The sequence below is a fragment of the Pseudoruegeria sp. HB172150 genome (assembly GCF_013184805.1).
In the GTDB taxonomy this organism is placed as follows: domain Bacteria; phylum Pseudomonadota; class Alphaproteobacteria; order Rhodobacterales; family Rhodobacteraceae; genus Psychromarinibacter.
The window spans coordinates 170,724-184,298 of sequence record NZ_JAATNG010000006.1; the positions used below are offsets into that span (position 1 = coordinate 170,724).

Genomic DNA, 13,575 nt, shown 5'->3' on the forward strand with positions numbered 1-13,575 from the left:
ATGTCGGATGCCCTGAACGAGCTAGGCACGCATATCGAGATGAAGCGCCCCGACTGCGTGGTCGGCTGGGAGGTCGCGTACGGCGAGCTGAACGTGACCGTTGCGCTGAGTTCCCTTGTGACCTTTGTGGAATTCCTGAAGACCGATCAGACCTGCCGGTTTTCGTCGCTGGTGGACATAACCGCGGTGGATTATCCGGAGCGGGAGGCGCGGTTCGACCTCGTCTACCACTTCCTGTCGATGTACCAGAACCAGCGGATCCGGGTGAAATGCGCCGTCCGCGAGGACGAGGTCGCCGCCTCGATCCACGAGGTCTTTCCGGCCGCGAACTGGTTCGAGCGGGAAGTCTACGACATGTATGGCGTCCTGTTCTCGGGCCATCCGGACCTGCGGCGGCTGCTGACGGATTACGGGTTCCGCGGCCATCCGCTGCGCAAGGATTTCCCGACCACCGGCTATGTCGAGGTCCGTTACGACGAGGCCGAGAAGCGGGTGGTCTACGAGCCGGTGAAACTGGTGCAGGAATACCGGCAGTTCGATTTCATGTCTCCCTGGGAAGGGGCGCAGTACATCCTTCCCGGTGACGAGAAGGAGGCGGCGAAATGATGGATGGCGACGTCCGGCACGTTTACGACGACGGCTCTTCCGACACGCTGACCGGCGAACAGAAGATCCGCAACTTCAACATCAACTTCGGCCCGCAACACCCTGCGGCGCACGGTGTTCTGCGGCTGGTGCTGGAGCTGGACGGCGAGATCGTGGAACGCTGCGATCCGCATATCGGCCTGCTCCACCGCGGCACCGAAAAGCTGATGGAAAGCCGCACCTACCTGCAGAACCTGCCGTATCTGGACCGGCTGGATTACGTCGCGCCGATGAATCAGGAACACGCCTGGTGCATGGCGATCGAAAAGCTGACCGGCACCGTGGTGCCGCGCCGCGCCTCGCTGATCCGGGTTCTGTATTCCGAGATCGGCCGCGTCCTGAACCACCTGCTGAACGTGACCACGCAGGCGATGGACGTGGGCGCGCTGACGCCGCCGCTCTGGGGTTTCGAAGAGCGCGAGAAGCTGTGCATGTTCTACGAACGGGCAAGCGGTTCTCGCTTTCACGCGGCGTATTTCCGGCCGGGCGGTGTGCATCAGGACCTGCCGCCGAAGCTGATCGATGATATCGAGGCATGGTGCGACCCGTTCCTGAAGCGGCTCGCCGATATCGACGAACTGCTGACCGAAAACCGGATCTTCAAGCAGCGCAACGCCGATATCGGCATCGTGACCGAACAGGACATTCTCGACTGGGGCTTCTCGGGCGTGATGGTGCGCGGTTCGGGCCTGGCCTGGGACCTGCGGCGGTCGCAGCCCTACGAATGCTATGACGAGATGGAGTTCGGCATTCCGGTCGGCAAGAACGGCGACTGCTATGACCGCTATCTCGTGCGCATGCAGGAGATGCGCGAAAGCGTGAAGATCATGCGCCAATGCCTTACGAAGCTTCGCGAACCCGAGGGACAGGGCGACGTGCTGGCGCGCGGCAAGCTGACCCCGCCGAAACGAGGCGAGATGAAGCGGTCGATGGAAGCGCTGATCCATCACTTCAAGCTTTACACCGAGGGCTTCCACGTGCCCGCGGGCGAGGTCTATGCCGCGGTCGAGGCGCCGAAGGGCGAATTCGGGGTCTACATGGTCTCGGACGGCACCAACCGGCCCTACAAGGCCAAGCTGCGCGCGCCGGGCTACCTGCACCTGCAGGCGATGGACCACGTTTCCAGGGGACACCAGCTTGCCGACATCGCGGCGATCATCGGGACCATGGATATCGTGTTCGGCGAGGTCGACCGGTAATGCTGAGCCTGGGGCTGCTGGTGGTGCTCGGGGGAGCCACCTGGTTGCCTGCCGCCGCCCTGGCCCTGATCGCACCGCCTGCGCGCTATCCGGCGGCGCAGCCGGCGGTTGCGGCAAAGGCTTTTGCCCATTGATGTGATGATGCGGGATACCTGAGTGGCCGAAGGCGCGAACATATCGAATTACCTGCTGGCGGGGGGCACGCTGATCGCGGCGCTCTTTGTCGCCGTGCAGGCGTGGTATGCGCGTGTCGCCTATGTCGAGGCGTCGGAGACCCGGTTCCTGGAGAAGAAGCTGGACATCTGCCTGCAGAACTTCGACGAGGCGGCGCGGCTGGACGTGGCGCTGCGGCTGGCCGTTCCCGGCATGGCGGATCAGGAGGCGTGGCCGCCGAAGATCATCGTCGAGGACGGCGCGCGTCTGGCGGTGCTGCAACGGGATGTCGTGCCGCCGCTGAATGCGCTGGAGGCCGGGCTGACAAAGGCCAGCGTGCTGGGGCAGCTCGACAAGTACCGCGCCTATCTGGCGCAGCGGCTTGAGGGCCTGTCGAAGCGGCTGATGGATATGACCCCCACCGTGGTCGCGGCGGGGAGCGAGGAAACGAAGGGGGCGTTCGCCGCCCTGAGCGATTTTCTGGGTGCGCAGTATTCGGTTTTCACCGGCTGTCGCCTGGTTGCGGAAGGAAAAGCCTGATGTTGCGCCGTTTGTACCACGAACAACCCGAAAGCTTCGCCTTCACCGAGGCCAACAGGGCCTGGGCCGAGGCGCAGATTTCGAAGTACCCCGAGGGGCGTCAGGCCTCTGCGATCATTCCGCTGCTGTGGCGCGCGCAGGAGCAGGAAGGCTGGCTGTCCCGCCCGGCGATCGAGCACGTCGCCGAGATGCTGGACCTCGCCTATATCCGGGCGCTGGAAGTGGCGACCTTCTATTTCATGTTCCAGCTGCAGCCGGTCGGCTCGGTCGCGCATGTGCAGGTCTGCGGCACGACCTCGTGCATGATCTGCGGCGCCGAGGAGCTGATGCAGGTCTGCAAGGACAAGATCTCGAAGCATCCGCACGCGCTGTCCGAGGACGGGCGGTTTTCGTGGGAAGAGGTGGAATGCCTCGGCTCCTGCTCGAACGCGCCGATGGCTCAGATCGGCAAGGATTACTACGAGGATCTGACGGCGGAGCGTTTTGCCGAGATCCTCGACGAATTCGCCGCCGGCAAGGTGCCGGTGCCGGGGCCGCAGAACGGCCGCTATTCGGCAGAGGCGAAAGGCGGGCCGAGCTGCCTGACCGAATATGTCGAGGGGCGGCCGGAGCATAACGCATCGGTCGCGCTGGCGGTGGAACTGGGCGACACGATCAAGCGGATCGACGGAACCGAGGTGCCGCTGACGGCGCCGTGGCGCCGGAACGACACGACCGAGGCGGAGGTCGAAGCCTCTGCCGCTGCGGCGAAGAGCCCGCGCCCGTCCGAGGACAAGCCGGCCGACGAGACCGGGATCGACAAGCGCGAGGCGGCGGAGACGTCGCCCGGCACGGTGAAGGCCGATGCGACGGGCAACAAGCCGAACGCCGAGGTCGCGCCGGGCGAGGGAACGAAGCCCGAAGCCCTAGACGCGCCACGCGACGGCAAGGCGGACGACCTGAAGAAGATCAAGGGCGTCGGGCCGAAGCTGGAGAAGCTGCTGCATTCGCTGGGCTTTTACCATTACGATCAGGTGGCGAACTGGACGGCGGCGGAAGTGGCCTGGGTCGACGAGAACCTCGAGGGGTTCAAGGGCCGGGTCAGCCGCGACGACTGGGTAAGCCAGGCAAGGATCCTCGCCGAGGGCGGGGAGACAGAGTTCTCTAAACGCGCTAAGTATTAATCCCGTAAACGCAACCAGCGCAGACGGGGAGAAACGATATGGCCCAAAGTCAGGACCGGATGGCAACCAACACGATGCTGATCATATCGGCAGTCGTCGGAGTCGTGGTGCTGCTGATATTGTGGCTGTTCGCGAGTTACGGCTTTTTCGGAGCCTTCGTGTTAGGGCTGATCGTCGGGATCGTGGTGTTCCTGATCCTGTATTTCGGGTTCGGCGGATATGTCGGGGCGGAAACGGCGCAGTCGCCGGAGCCGATGCCGGTGGCGTCGCCGGAGCCTTCCGTTCCGCATACCTCGCAGCCGGCCGGTGTGCCGGATCCGGTGCCCGCCGCGCACCCGGAGCCCGCGCCAGAGCCCGAGACCGCCGCCGATGCAGAGCCCGCGCCGGCGCCCGCGACGGATGCGGAGCCGCTGCCCGAGCCGGAACCCGCGCCGGTGGCGGAGCCCGCGCCGGTGGCCGCGGGCGACGAGACCAAGCCCGTGATGCTGCCCGTGGCGCGCGAGGGCGGGCCGGACAACCTGAAGGAAATCAAGGGCGTCGGGCCGAAGCTTGAGATACTGCTGCACCAGATGGGCGTCTATCACTTCGACCAGATCGCGGGCTGGGGCCCGGCGGAGGTCGCGTGGATGGACGCGAACCTGAAGGGCTTCAAGGGCCGGGTCAGCCGCGACGGCTGGGTCGAGCAGGCGGAAATTCTGGCCGCGGGCGGAGATACCGAATTCTCCAGCCGGGTCGACAAGGGAGAGGTCTACTAGGGAACTGCATGGCACTGACCCCGGAAATGTCCAAGGCGCATGCAAGGCAGGCCCGGCTGGTGGCGATCGTCGTCGTCACCACGCTGGTGGTCTGGCTTGTGGCGCAATGGGCGGGGGCGAGGTTCGGGATCGAGGAACGTTACATGTTCCTGATCGACTTCGCGGCCATGGCGGCGTTTCTCTGGTCATTCATCGTCACGTATCAGATCTGGCGGAAACGCCGGAACAATGAAGGGTAGCCGAGCATGCTTGCCGACAAGGACCGCATCTTTACCAACCTTTACGGGATGCACGACCGCACGCTTGCGGGCGCAAAGAAGCGCGGGCACTGGGACGGCACTGCCGACATCATCGCCAGGGGCCGGGACACGATCATCGACCAGATGAAGGCCAGCGGGCTGCGTGGGCGGGGCGGGGCGGGTTTCCCGACGGGGCTGAAGTGGTCCTTCATGCCGAAGGAAAGCGACGGGCGCCCGGCCTACCTTGTGATCAACGCCGACGAATCCGAGCCCGCGACCTGCAAGGACCGCGAGATCATGCGCCACGATCCGCATACGCTGATCGAGGGGGCGCTGATCGCCAGCTTCGCGATGGGGGCGCATGCCTCGTACATCTACATCCGCGGCGAATACATCCGCGAGCGCGAAGCGCTGCAGGCCGCGATCGACGAGGCCTATGACGACGGGCTGCTGGGGGCGAACGCCGCGGGGTCCGGCTGGGATTTCGACCTGTACCTGGCGCACGGCGCGGGCGCCTATATCTGCGGCGAGGAAACCGCGCTGCTGGAAAGCCTGGAGGGCCGCAAGGGCATGCCGCGGATGAAGCCGCCATTCCCGGCGGGCGCGGGCCTTTACGGCTGCCCGACCACGGTGAACAACGTGGAATCCATCGCCGTCGTGCCGACGATCCTGCGACGCGGGCCGGACTGGTTCGCCTCTTTCGGGCGGCCGAACAACGCGGGCACCAAGCTAATGGGGCTGACCGGGCACGTGAACACGCCCTGCGTTTTCGAGGAAAGCATGTCTCTGTCAGTGCGCGAGATCATCGAGAAGCATGGCGGCGGTATCCGCGGCGGCTGGGATAACCTGAAGGCGATCATTCCCGGTGGTGCGTCCTGCCCGGTTCTGCCGAAGGATGCGCTGGAAGATGCGATCTTCGATTTCGACTGGATGCGCGAGAACAAGTCGAGCTTCGGCACCGGCTGCATGATCGTGATGGATCAGAACACCGACGTGATCAAAGCCGTGTGGCGGCTGTCGAAATTCTTCAAGCACGAAAGCTGCGGCCAGTGCACGCCCTGCCGGGAAGGCACCGGCTGGATGATGCGGGTCATGGACCGGCTGGTGACGGGCGATGCCGAGGTCGAAGAGATCGACATGCTGTTCGACGTGACCAAGCAGGTCGAGGGCCATACGATCTGCGCGCTCGGCGACGCGGCGGCCTGGCCGATCCAGGGCCTGATCCGGCATTTCCGCGAGGAAATCGAGGACCGGATCAAGGCCAAGAAGACCGGCCGCGTAACGGCCATCGCGGCGGAGTGAACATGACAGGCATTGCGAAACCGATCCGCCTGGTACTGGCGCTTGCGCTGATCACGGCCACCGCGTCCTGCGGCATATACCGCAACACCGTGGGCAGCCTCGGGGTTGGCACTGCCAGCGCGCGCGGGTCGAACCAGGTCAATATCAACGACATCACCTTCCGTTCGAAACTGTCGATCGACGGCGTGCAGAAGCGAGACCTGACGATCAGTGTCAGCCCTGTCCGGATCGACCCGAACGCGGCGCAGGAGGCCGGGCGGTATCGAGCGACCGTCTACTGCCTCCGCAGCTTCGGCAGTTCCGATACGGACTGGGCCATCGGGCCGGATATTCCGCCAGCGCAGCTGCGGATCGTGGACGACACGATCACGCTGCGAGGCAGCTGCGCGGCACGGTAAGGAGGCGCGAATGGGTCGGCATCTGGCACAGTTCAATTGGGGCGTTCTGCGCGCCGATTGGGACTCGCCCGTTGTCGCGGATTTCGTGAACAACATTGCCAAGGTGAACGCGGTCGCGGAACGGTCGGACGGGTTCATCTGGCGGCTGGGCGATGACGACATGGAAGCGGCTCAGCTGGACCCGGAGGGGCCGCTGGGCGGCAATCCGCGATTTGCGAGCACACTGTCGGTCTGGCGCGACCTTGTCTCGCTGGAACGCTTCGTCTGGCAGTCGGTACACAAGATCTTCTATAACCGCCGCGCCGAATGGTACGCGCCGGGGCAGGGGCTGCGGCTGGTGATGTGGTGGGTGCCGGAAGGCACGCGCCCGACGATCACGGAAGCCGCTGAGCGGGCCGAGCACCTGCGCCAGCATGGCGACAGCGAGCATGCCTTCGGCTGGGACTATGCCCGGAGGGCGGCCGCATGAGCGAGATGCACCTTGCGCAGCTGAATGTCGGCCGACTGGTCGCCCCGCCGGACGATCCGGAGGTGGCCGAGTTCATGGCGGCGCTGGACCGGGTGAACGGTCTGGGCAAGCGCATGCCCGGCTTCGTCTGGATGATGGAGGGCTCGGGCGAGCCCGGAACCGGCAATACAGAGAACCATATCGGCGACGATCCGCAGTTCGTGGCCAACCTCACGGTCTGGACCGACGTTAACAGTCTGGAAACCTTCGTCTGGAACACCGTTCATCGGCAGTTCTACGAGCGCCGTCACGAATGGTTTCAGATGCTTTCGGATCAGCACTTTGTCATGTGGTGGATTCCGGCGGGGCACCGCCCATCGCTGGAAGAAGCGCTGGAAAGACTGGACCATTTGCGTAGCAAGGGGCCATCTGAGCATGCGTTCGGATGGGCCGAGGTCCCGCAGGCTCGGCTCTGGCGGACGCACAATTGTGCGATACAGGCTGCGGAGTGACCCCCATGCTTACCAAGACCATAACCCTGACTGTTACCATGATCGCCGCGACCGCGGCCGCCGCGGCGCAGGACCTGCCGCCGCTGCGGGACAATGACCGCGTGCAGAAGGAATTCCTGTCTGCCGCCGTCGGCGACGAGATCCGCAAGAACTGCCCCACGATGTCCGCCCGGATGTTCCGTGTCTGGACCCGTGCGCGCGAGCTGGAGCAATACGCGATCTCGCTGGGCTACACGAAGGACGACATCGACGCGATGCGCAAGGATCCCGACGCCAAGGAGTGGCTGAAGACGCAGCGCGACAATTACCTTGAGAAGAACGGTGTCGTCAGTGGCGATGCCGAGAGTTACTGCCAGCTTGGCCGCGACGAGATCGAGAGAAACTCTCTGACCGGCTGGCTATTGCGGGCGAACTGAGACAAGAACGGGCCGGGGCAACCCGGCCCAAACCGAGTGGGACGACCAATGAGCGACCTTCGCAAGATCATCATCGACGGCAACGAGATAGAGGTCGATCCGGCGATGACGCTGATCCAGGCCTGCGAGTATGCCGGTATCGAGATCCCGCGCTTCTGCTATCATGAGCGGTTGTCCATCGCGGGCAACTGCCGGATGTGCCTTGTCGAGGTCGTCGGCGGCCCGCCGAAGCCTGCCGCCTCGTGCGCGATGCAGGTGCGCGACCTGCGGCCCGGGCCGGAAGGCCAGCCGCCGGTGGTCAAGACGAACTCGCCGATGGTCAAGAAGGCCCGCGAGGGGGTGATGGAGTTCCTGCTCATCAACCACCCGCTGGACTGCCCGATCTGCGACCAGGGCGGCGAATGCGATCTGCAGGACCAGGCGATGGCCTACGGCGTGGATTTCTCTCGCTACCGCGAGCCGAAGCGCGCCGTAGACGACCTGAACCTCGGCCCGCTTGTCGAGACGCACATGACGCGCTGCATCTCCTGCACCCGCTGCGTCCGGTTCACGACCGAAGTGGCCGGGATCTCGCAGATGGGCCAGACCGGGCGGGGCGAGGATGCGGAGATTACCAGCTATCTGAACGAGACGCTGGATTCGAACCTGCAGGGCAACATCATCGACCTGTGCCCGGTGGGCGCGCTGGTGTCGAAGCCCTATGCGTTCACCGCGCGGCCGTGGGAGCTGACCAAGACCGAGACCATCGACGTGATGGATGCGCTTGGGTCGAACATCCGTGTGGACACCAAGGGCCGCGAAGTGATGCGGATCCTGCCGCGGAACCATGACGGTGTGAACGAGGAATGGATTTCCGATAAGACGCGGTTCGTCTGGGACGGGCTGCGGCGGCAACGACTTGATAAGCCTTACATCCGTGAGAATGGCAAGCTGCGGCCTGCGAGCTGGGGCGAGGCCTTGTCGGCGGCGGCCGGGGCGATGAAGGGCAAGAAGGTTGCCGGGCTGGTGGGCGATCTGGTGCCGGTCGAGGCGGCGTTCGCGCTGAAGGAACTGGTCGAGGGTCTGGGCGGGTCCGTGGAATGCCGGACCGATGGCGCCAAGCTGCCCGCCGGGAACCGGTCGGGCTATGTCGGGACAGCGCGGATCGAGGATATCGACACCGCCAAGACGATCCTGCTGATCGGGACAAACCCGCGCGACGAGGCGCCAGTGCTGAACGCGCGGATCCGCAAGGCGTGGCTGTCCGGCGCGCGTGTCGCCGTGGTCGGCGAGGCGGCGGATCTGACCTATGAGTATACGTATTACGGCAACGACCGGGCGGCGCTGCAGGCGCTGACCGAGAAGGACCACAAGAACGCCAGGGGCAAGGAGACGGTCGTCATCGTCGGGCAGGGCGCGATTGCCGAGGCCGACGGTGCGGCGGTGCTGGGCGCGGTGATGAAGGTGGCCGAGCTGACGGAGTCGAAATTCCTGGTGCTGCACACGGCGGCAGCCCGTGTCGGCGCGATGGATGTGGGTGCCGTGACCGAGGGCGGCATGGACGCCGCGCTGGACGGGGCCGAGGTGGTCTACAACCTCGGCGCCGACGAGGTCGAGATCGGCGACGGGCCGTTCGTGATCTACCAGGGCAGCCACGGCGACCGCGGCGCGCATCGCGCCGACATCATCCTGCCGGGCGCGGCTTACCCCGAGGAGCAGGGGCTGTTCGTCAATACCGAGGGCCGCCCGCAGCTGGCGATCCGCGCAAGTTTCCCGCCGGGAGAGGCCAAGGAGAACTGGGCGATCCTGCGGGCGCTGTCCGCCGAACTGGGCGCGACGCTGCCCTTCGACACGATCCCGCAGCTGCGCCAGAAGCTCGTCGCCGCGGCTCCGGTACTGAAGAAGGTCGGCGCGGTGGCGGAGAACGAGTGGCAGGCGGTGGAGATGGGCAAGCTGGGCGATGCCAGCTTCCGCCCGGCGATCCGCGACCACTACCTGACCAACCCGATCGCGCGTGCCTCGGCCCTGATGGCGGAGCTTAGCGCGAATGCAAGGGCGCGAACCGAAACGGCGGTGGCGGCCGAGTAAGAATGCAAAGCCTGTGCGCGCCGTCCACACTCGGCTGGCTCGCTCTGGGCGGGCTCTGCGCCTGCGCGCCGTCCGATGCAACGGATGGGGCGGCGGAGAGCGGCGCCTTCACCTCCGACTACCGGGGAATCGAAACCCGTCTTCTGGAGGACGATCTCGTCGAATTCCGGGTCGCCATGACCGGCGCGCGGAACCGGGCGGATGTCTCGGCCTATGCCGATTGTGCTGCGGCGCAGTATGCTCTGATCCGGGGCTACGGATTTGCGCGACATGTCCGCACAAATATCGAGGAAGAGGGTGGTCTTTGGCGGGGAGATGCGGTTTACACCATCTCACCGGCTCTGCCGCGGGGACTTGCCACCATCGACGCCGAAGTTGCGGTGGCAAACTGTGCGGAAACGGGAATACCGACGGTGTGAGGACTCATGGCTGACTTCTTTTCAACCGGCCTAGGCATAACGATCATCATCGTGGCACAGGGACTGCTGATGGCGATCTTCCTGCTGCTGACGGCCTATTTCATCCTCTATGCCGACCGGAAGATCTGGGCCGCCGTGCAGATGCGGCGCGGACCCAACGTGGTGGGCGCCTGGGGGCTGCTGCAGAGCGCCGCCGACATGGTGAAACTGGTGCTGAAGGAGATCGTGATCCCCGCCGGCGCCGACCGAACCGTGTTCCTGCTGGCGCCGCTTCTGTCCTTCGCGCTGCCGATGGCCGCATGGGCGGTGATCCCGCTCAGCGACAACCTGTATCTCGCCAGCATCAACGTGGCCGTTCTCTATGTCCTCGCGATCTCGTCGCTTGAGGTCTACGGCGTGATCATGGGCGGCTGGGCGTCGAACTCGAAATACGCGTTCCTCGGCTCGCTGCGCTCTGCCGCGCAGATGATTTCCTACGAGGTTTCCATCGGTTTCATCATCATCGGCGTGATCATTTCCACCGGTTCGATGAACTTCGGCGACATCGTCGCCGCGCAGGACGGGCGGTTCGGCCTGTTCAGCTGGTACTGGCTGCCGCACCTGCCGATGGTGTTCCTGTTCTTCATCTCTGGCCTGGCCGAGACAAACCGCCCGCCCTTCGACCTTCCGGAAGCGGAATCGGAACTCGTGGCCGGCTATCAGGTGGAATATTCCTCGACCCCGTTCCTGCTGTTCATGGCAGGGGAATACATCGCGATCTTCCTGATCTGCGCGCTGACCACGCTGCTGTTCTTCGGCGGCTGGCTGTCGCCGATCCCGGGCCTGCCGGACGGGATATTCTGGATGTACGGGAAGATGCTGTTCTTCTTCTTCCTCTTCGCGATGGTGAAGGCGATCACCCCGCGCTACCGCTACGACCAGCTGATGCGTCTGGGCTGGAAGGTGTTCCTGCCGATGTCGCTGGCCTGGGTGGTGCTGGTGTCCTTCTTCGCGCAATTCGAGCTGTTCGGCGGCGCCTATGCCCGCTGGGTCGTGGGGGGCTGATCGATGTCCGAAGCGCAAATAGCTAAAATGTTCTTGGCCATGAGCCCAGAGGACCAAGAGATATTCGCCGCGGGCCTCTGTAGTAGCCTTGAAGGCTACTACTTCACCCGCGATGGTTCAGATCAAAACATGGACGAAGAACATGTCCTGGAGGCTTTCACCGCATGGGCTAAGGATGAGCTTCGTAGCGGGGATGCAATATGACCCAGATCGACTGGAACCGCGCCACCAAGTATTTCCTGCTGTCGGACTTCATCGGCGGCCTGAAGCTGGGGATGAAATACTTCTTCGCCCCCAAGCCGACGCTGAACTACCCGCATGAAAAGGGCCCGCTGAGCCCGCGTTTCCGGGGCGAGCATGCGCTGCGCCGCTATCCGAACGGCGAGGAACGCTGCATCGCCTGCAAGCTGTGCGAGGCGATCTGCCCGGCGCAGGCGATCACCATCGACGCGGAACCGCGCGAGGACGGCAGCCGCCGCACCACGCGCTATGACATCGACATGACGAAATGCATCTACTGCGGCTTCTGCCAGGAAGCCTGCCCGGTGGATGCCATCGTCGAGGGCCCCAACTTCGAATTCGCTACCGAGACGCGCGAGGAGCTGTACTACACCAAGGAGAAGCTCCTTGAGAACGGCGAGCGCTGGGAGGCCGAGATCGCCCGCAACCTGGAATTGGACGCGCCGTACCGATGAACGACACCCCGAAGAACCCCTTCGAGGACCTCATGAAGATGGGGCAGGACTGGGCCAAGGCGATGGGTCCGATGATGGAGTCGTTCACCCCCGGCGCCATCGAGGCGATGTGGCCGACGATGCCCAAGGACGTGATGGAAACCTTCTGGGGCCGGACCTGGAATCCGGAGGGGCTGGGCGCCAAGGAAAAGCTGCTGCTGACGCTGCAGGGGCTGACGATCCTGGGCGCGCAGGCCGAGGCGCAGATCCGCCTGACCGTGCGCCACGCGCAGGAGGCCGGGGCCACGGATCAGGAAATTACCGAGACCATCGCGCTGGCCGGCATGTTCGGCGGCGTACCGGCGATGACCAAGGCGATGAACCTCGCCCGCGAGGTCCTGTCGGGCGGCAAGGAGGGCAGTGTATGACGATTGCCGATTTCACCTTCTACGTCTTCTCGATCGTGGTCCTGACCGCCGGTCTGTTCACGGTCGTCAGCCGCAACCCGGTGCACTCGGTCCTCTGGCTGATCCTCGCCTTCCTGTCCGCCGCCGGCCTGTTCGTTCTGCTGGGCGCGGAATTCGTCGCGATGCTGCTGATCATCGTCTATGTCGGCGCGGTCGCGGTGCTGTTCCTGTTCGTCGTCATGATGCTGGACGTCGATTTCGCCGAGCTGAAGGCCGAAATGGCCCGGTACATGCCGCTGGCGCTGCTGATCGGTGTGGTCCTGCTGATGGAGATGGGGCTGGCCTATGGTACATGGGTGACCGCCGAGGGCGTCACCGTGGCCGAGAGCATGGGCGCCATCGCGACGCCGGAGGTGCACAACACCGCCGCGCTGGGGCAGCTGATCTATGACGATTACATCATCCTGTTCCAGCTGGCGGGCCTGATCCTGCTGGTGGCGATGATCGGCGCGATCGTCCTGACCCTGCGCCACCGGACGTGGATCAAGCGGCAGGATATCCTGGCGCAGATGTACCGCGATCCGGCCAAGGCGATGGAAGTCAAGGACGTGAAGCCGGGGCAGGGGCTGTGATCGAGGTCGTCAAGCACCTGTGGCATACGGTCGGCCCTGCGGGCTTCGTCGCGCTCTGGGCGGTGAAGGCTACGGTCGGTGCGGTGGCGCTGCGCATGGTCGCGCCGCGCTGGGCGCGCTGGCGGCGGGTCCGTACCGGAGGCGTGCCGAAGTGAACCAGTTTGCGCCGTTCCTGCCCCTGCTGGGGCTCGTGGCGCTGATCGTCACCGCCATAAGGCGGCGGCGGGAAAAGAAGAAAAGACTAGAGGGACGACATGGTCGGACTTGAACACTACCTGGCGGTTGCCGCGGCACTGTTCGTGATCGGCATCTTCGGCATCTTCCTGAACCGGAAGAACGTCATCATCCTGCTGATGTCGCTGGAACTGATCCTGCTGTCGGTGAACATCAACTTTGTCGCCTTCTCGGCCTTCCTGGGCGACCTGACGGGCCAGATCTTCACGCTGTTCGTGCTGACCGTGGCCGCCGCGGAGGCGGCGATCGGGCTGGCCATCCTCGTCTGTTTCTTCCGCAACCGCGGCACCATCGACGTCGAAGACGTCAACGTGATGAAAGGCTGACC

At 64.7% G+C, this 13,575-nt stretch carries 21 protein-coding genes; all 21 read left to right on the forward strand.

Annotation, left to right across the window (positions count from 1 at the left end):
- The 21 genes from HCO70_RS21260 to nuoK all read left to right on the forward strand — a co-directional run bounded on the left by HCO70_RS21260 (position 1) and on the right by nuoK (position 13,573).
- Entirely contained in the window at positions 1-606 is a 606-nt protein-coding gene (locus HCO70_RS21260) for an NADH-quinone oxidoreductase subunit C (protein ID WP_172299899.1), read from the forward strand.
- Entirely contained in the window at positions 603-1,844 is a 1,242-nt protein-coding gene (locus HCO70_RS21265; protein WP_172299900.1) for an NADH-quinone oxidoreductase subunit D, read from the forward strand. Before HCO70_RS21260 ends, HCO70_RS21265 begins: the two co-directional genes overlap by 4 nt.
- Entirely contained in the window at positions 1,844-1,978 is a 135-nt protein-coding gene (locus HCO70_RS25025) for a hypothetical protein (RefSeq protein WP_256373023.1), read from the forward strand. The genes HCO70_RS21265 and HCO70_RS25025 overlap by 1 nt, the downstream gene beginning before the upstream one ends.
- A 22-nt stretch (positions 1,979-2,000) precedes the next feature.
- A complete protein-coding gene (locus tag HCO70_RS21270) occupies positions 2,001-2,537 on the forward strand; it encodes a hypothetical protein (protein ID WP_172299901.1) in 537 nt (178 codons plus the stop codon).
- The gene (locus HCO70_RS21275; RefSeq protein WP_172299902.1) at positions 2,537-3,700 is read left to right on the forward strand and encodes an NADH-quinone oxidoreductase subunit E; all 1,164 of its coding nucleotides are present in this window, start codon (positions 2,537-2,539) and stop codon (positions 3,698-3,700) included. The genes HCO70_RS21270 and HCO70_RS21275 overlap by 1 nt, the downstream gene beginning before the upstream one ends.
- A 38-nt stretch (positions 3,701-3,738) precedes the next feature.
- Positions 3,739-4,455 carry a hypothetical protein gene (locus tag HCO70_RS25065; RefSeq protein ID WP_172299903.1) on the forward strand — a complete coding sequence of 239 codons (717 nt, stop codon included), beginning with the start codon at positions 3,739-3,741 and terminating at the stop codon, positions 4,453-4,455.
- Between the two features lie 8 nt (positions 4,456-4,463).
- Positions 4,464-4,694 carry a DUF5337 domain-containing protein gene (locus tag HCO70_RS21285; RefSeq protein ID WP_172299904.1) on the forward strand — a complete coding sequence of 77 codons (231 nt, stop codon included), beginning with the start codon at positions 4,464-4,466 and terminating at the stop codon, positions 4,692-4,694.
- Between the two features lie 6 nt (positions 4,695-4,700).
- Positions 4,701-5,996, forward strand: a complete 1,296-nt coding sequence (nuoF, locus tag HCO70_RS21290) for an NADH-quinone oxidoreductase subunit NuoF (protein ID WP_172299905.1) — start codon at positions 4,701-4,703, stop codon at positions 5,994-5,996.
- A 2-nt stretch (positions 5,997-5,998) separates the two neighbouring features.
- Positions 5,999-6,394, forward strand: coding sequence for a hypothetical protein (locus HCO70_RS21295; RefSeq protein ID WP_172299906.1), 396 nt, complete (start codon positions 5,999-6,001; stop codon positions 6,392-6,394).
- Positions 6,395-6,404: 10 nt separating this feature from the next.
- On the forward strand, positions 6,405-6,863 hold the full coding sequence (locus tag HCO70_RS21300; RefSeq protein ID WP_172299907.1) for a DUF3291 domain-containing protein: 459 nt from the start codon (positions 6,405-6,407) through the stop codon (positions 6,861-6,863).
- Positions 6,860-7,354 carry a DUF3291 domain-containing protein gene (locus HCO70_RS21305; protein ID WP_253913414.1) on the forward strand — a complete coding sequence of 165 codons (495 nt, stop codon included), beginning with the start codon at positions 6,860-6,862 and terminating at the stop codon, positions 7,352-7,354. The genes HCO70_RS21300 and HCO70_RS21305 overlap by 4 nt, the downstream gene beginning before the upstream one ends.
- Before the next feature lie 5 nt (positions 7,355-7,359).
- Positions 7,360-7,770: a DUF5333 domain-containing protein gene (locus HCO70_RS21310; RefSeq protein WP_172299908.1), complete on the forward strand. Its 411-nt coding sequence runs from the start codon at positions 7,360-7,362 to the stop codon at positions 7,768-7,770.
- Positions 7,771-7,818: 48 nt separating this feature from the next.
- Positions 7,819-9,837 carry an NADH-quinone oxidoreductase subunit NuoG gene (gene nuoG / locus HCO70_RS21315; protein WP_172299909.1) on the forward strand — a complete coding sequence of 673 codons (2,019 nt, stop codon included), beginning with the start codon at positions 7,819-7,821 and terminating at the stop codon, positions 9,835-9,837.
- 2 nt (positions 9,838-9,839) lie between these two features.
- A complete protein-coding gene (locus HCO70_RS21320) occupies positions 9,840-10,256 on the forward strand; it encodes a hypothetical protein (RefSeq protein WP_172299910.1) in 417 nt (138 codons plus the stop codon).
- A gap of 6 nt (positions 10,257-10,262) precedes the next feature.
- Positions 10,263-11,300: an NADH-quinone oxidoreductase subunit NuoH gene (gene nuoH / locus HCO70_RS21325; RefSeq protein WP_172299911.1), complete on the forward strand. Its 1,038-nt coding sequence runs from the start codon at positions 10,263-10,265 to the stop codon at positions 11,298-11,300.
- A gap of 3 nt (positions 11,301-11,303) precedes the next feature.
- The gene (locus HCO70_RS21330) at positions 11,304-11,504 is read left to right on the forward strand and encodes a hypothetical protein (protein WP_172299912.1); all 201 of its coding nucleotides are present in this window, start codon (positions 11,304-11,306) and stop codon (positions 11,502-11,504) included.
- Complete coding sequence (nuoI, locus tag HCO70_RS21335; RefSeq protein WP_172299913.1) at positions 11,501-11,995, forward strand: NADH-quinone oxidoreductase subunit NuoI; 495 nt, start codon at positions 11,501-11,503, stop codon at positions 11,993-11,995. The genes HCO70_RS21330 and nuoI overlap by 4 nt, the downstream gene beginning before the upstream one ends.
- Positions 11,992-12,402: a carboxymuconolactone decarboxylase family protein gene (locus tag HCO70_RS21340; protein WP_172299914.1), complete on the forward strand. Its 411-nt coding sequence runs from the start codon at positions 11,992-11,994 to the stop codon at positions 12,400-12,402. Before nuoI ends, HCO70_RS21340 begins: the two co-directional genes overlap by 4 nt.
- Entirely contained in the window at positions 12,399-13,013 is a 615-nt protein-coding gene (locus HCO70_RS21345; RefSeq protein ID WP_172299915.1) for an NADH-quinone oxidoreductase subunit J, read from the forward strand. The genes HCO70_RS21340 and HCO70_RS21345 overlap by 4 nt, the downstream gene beginning before the upstream one ends.
- Complete coding sequence (locus HCO70_RS21350; protein WP_172299916.1) at positions 13,010-13,168, forward strand: hypothetical protein; 159 nt, start codon at positions 13,010-13,012, stop codon at positions 13,166-13,168. Before HCO70_RS21345 ends, HCO70_RS21350 begins: the two co-directional genes overlap by 4 nt.
- Before the next feature lie 99 nt (positions 13,169-13,267).
- The gene (nuoK, locus tag HCO70_RS21355) at positions 13,268-13,573 is read left to right on the forward strand and encodes an NADH-quinone oxidoreductase subunit NuoK (RefSeq protein WP_172299917.1); all 306 of its coding nucleotides are present in this window, start codon (positions 13,268-13,270) and stop codon (positions 13,571-13,573) included.
- Positions 13,574-13,575 lie beyond the last annotated feature (2 nt).

Excerpts from the sequence above, each read along its gene's own strand:
- HCO70_RS21260 (WP_172299899.1), top strand. The coding sequence starts at position 1 with ATGTCGGATGCCCTGAACGAGCTAGGCACGCATATCGAGATGAAGCGC.
- HCO70_RS21265 (WP_172299900.1), top strand. The coding sequence starts at position 603 with ATGATGGATGGCGACGTCCGGCACGTTTACGACGACGGCTCTTCCGAC.
- HCO70_RS25025 (WP_256373023.1), top strand. The coding sequence starts at position 1,844 with ATGCTGAGCCTGGGGCTGCTGGTGGTGCTCGGGGGAGCCACCTGGTTG.
- HCO70_RS21275 (WP_172299902.1), top strand. The coding sequence starts at position 2,537 with ATGTTGCGCCGTTTGTACCACGAACAACCCGAAAGCTTCGCCTTCACC.
- HCO70_RS25065 (WP_172299903.1), top strand. The coding sequence starts at position 3,739 with ATGGCCCAAAGTCAGGACCGGATGGCAACCAACACGATGCTGATCATA.
- HCO70_RS21285 (WP_172299904.1), top strand. The coding sequence starts at position 4,464 with ATGGCACTGACCCCGGAAATGTCCAAGGCGCATGCAAGGCAGGCCCGG.
- nuoF (WP_172299905.1), top strand. The coding sequence starts at position 4,701 with ATGCTTGCCGACAAGGACCGCATCTTTACCAACCTTTACGGGATGCAC.
- HCO70_RS21295 (WP_172299906.1), top strand. The coding sequence starts at position 5,999 with ATGACAGGCATTGCGAAACCGATCCGCCTGGTACTGGCGCTTGCGCTG.
- HCO70_RS21300 (WP_172299907.1), top strand. The coding sequence starts at position 6,405 with ATGGGTCGGCATCTGGCACAGTTCAATTGGGGCGTTCTGCGCGCCGAT.
- HCO70_RS21305 (WP_253913414.1), top strand. The coding sequence starts at position 6,860 with ATGAGCGAGATGCACCTTGCGCAGCTGAATGTCGGCCGACTGGTCGCC.
- HCO70_RS21310 (WP_172299908.1), top strand. The coding sequence starts at position 7,360 with ATGCTTACCAAGACCATAACCCTGACTGTTACCATGATCGCCGCGACC.
- nuoG (WP_172299909.1), top strand. The coding sequence starts at position 7,819 with ATGAGCGACCTTCGCAAGATCATCATCGACGGCAACGAGATAGAGGTC.
- HCO70_RS21320 (WP_172299910.1), top strand. The coding sequence starts at position 9,840 with ATGCAAAGCCTGTGCGCGCCGTCCACACTCGGCTGGCTCGCTCTGGGC.
- nuoH (WP_172299911.1), top strand. The coding sequence starts at position 10,263 with ATGGCTGACTTCTTTTCAACCGGCCTAGGCATAACGATCATCATCGTG.
- HCO70_RS21330 (WP_172299912.1), top strand. The coding sequence starts at position 11,304 with ATGTCCGAAGCGCAAATAGCTAAAATGTTCTTGGCCATGAGCCCAGAG.
- nuoI (WP_172299913.1), top strand. The coding sequence starts at position 11,501 with ATGACCCAGATCGACTGGAACCGCGCCACCAAGTATTTCCTGCTGTCG.
- HCO70_RS21340 (WP_172299914.1), top strand. The coding sequence starts at position 11,992 with ATGAACGACACCCCGAAGAACCCCTTCGAGGACCTCATGAAGATGGGG.
- HCO70_RS21345 (WP_172299915.1), top strand. The coding sequence starts at position 12,399 with ATGACGATTGCCGATTTCACCTTCTACGTCTTCTCGATCGTGGTCCTG.
- nuoK (WP_172299917.1), top strand. The coding sequence starts at position 13,268 with ATGGTCGGACTTGAACACTACCTGGCGGTTGCCGCGGCACTGTTCGTG.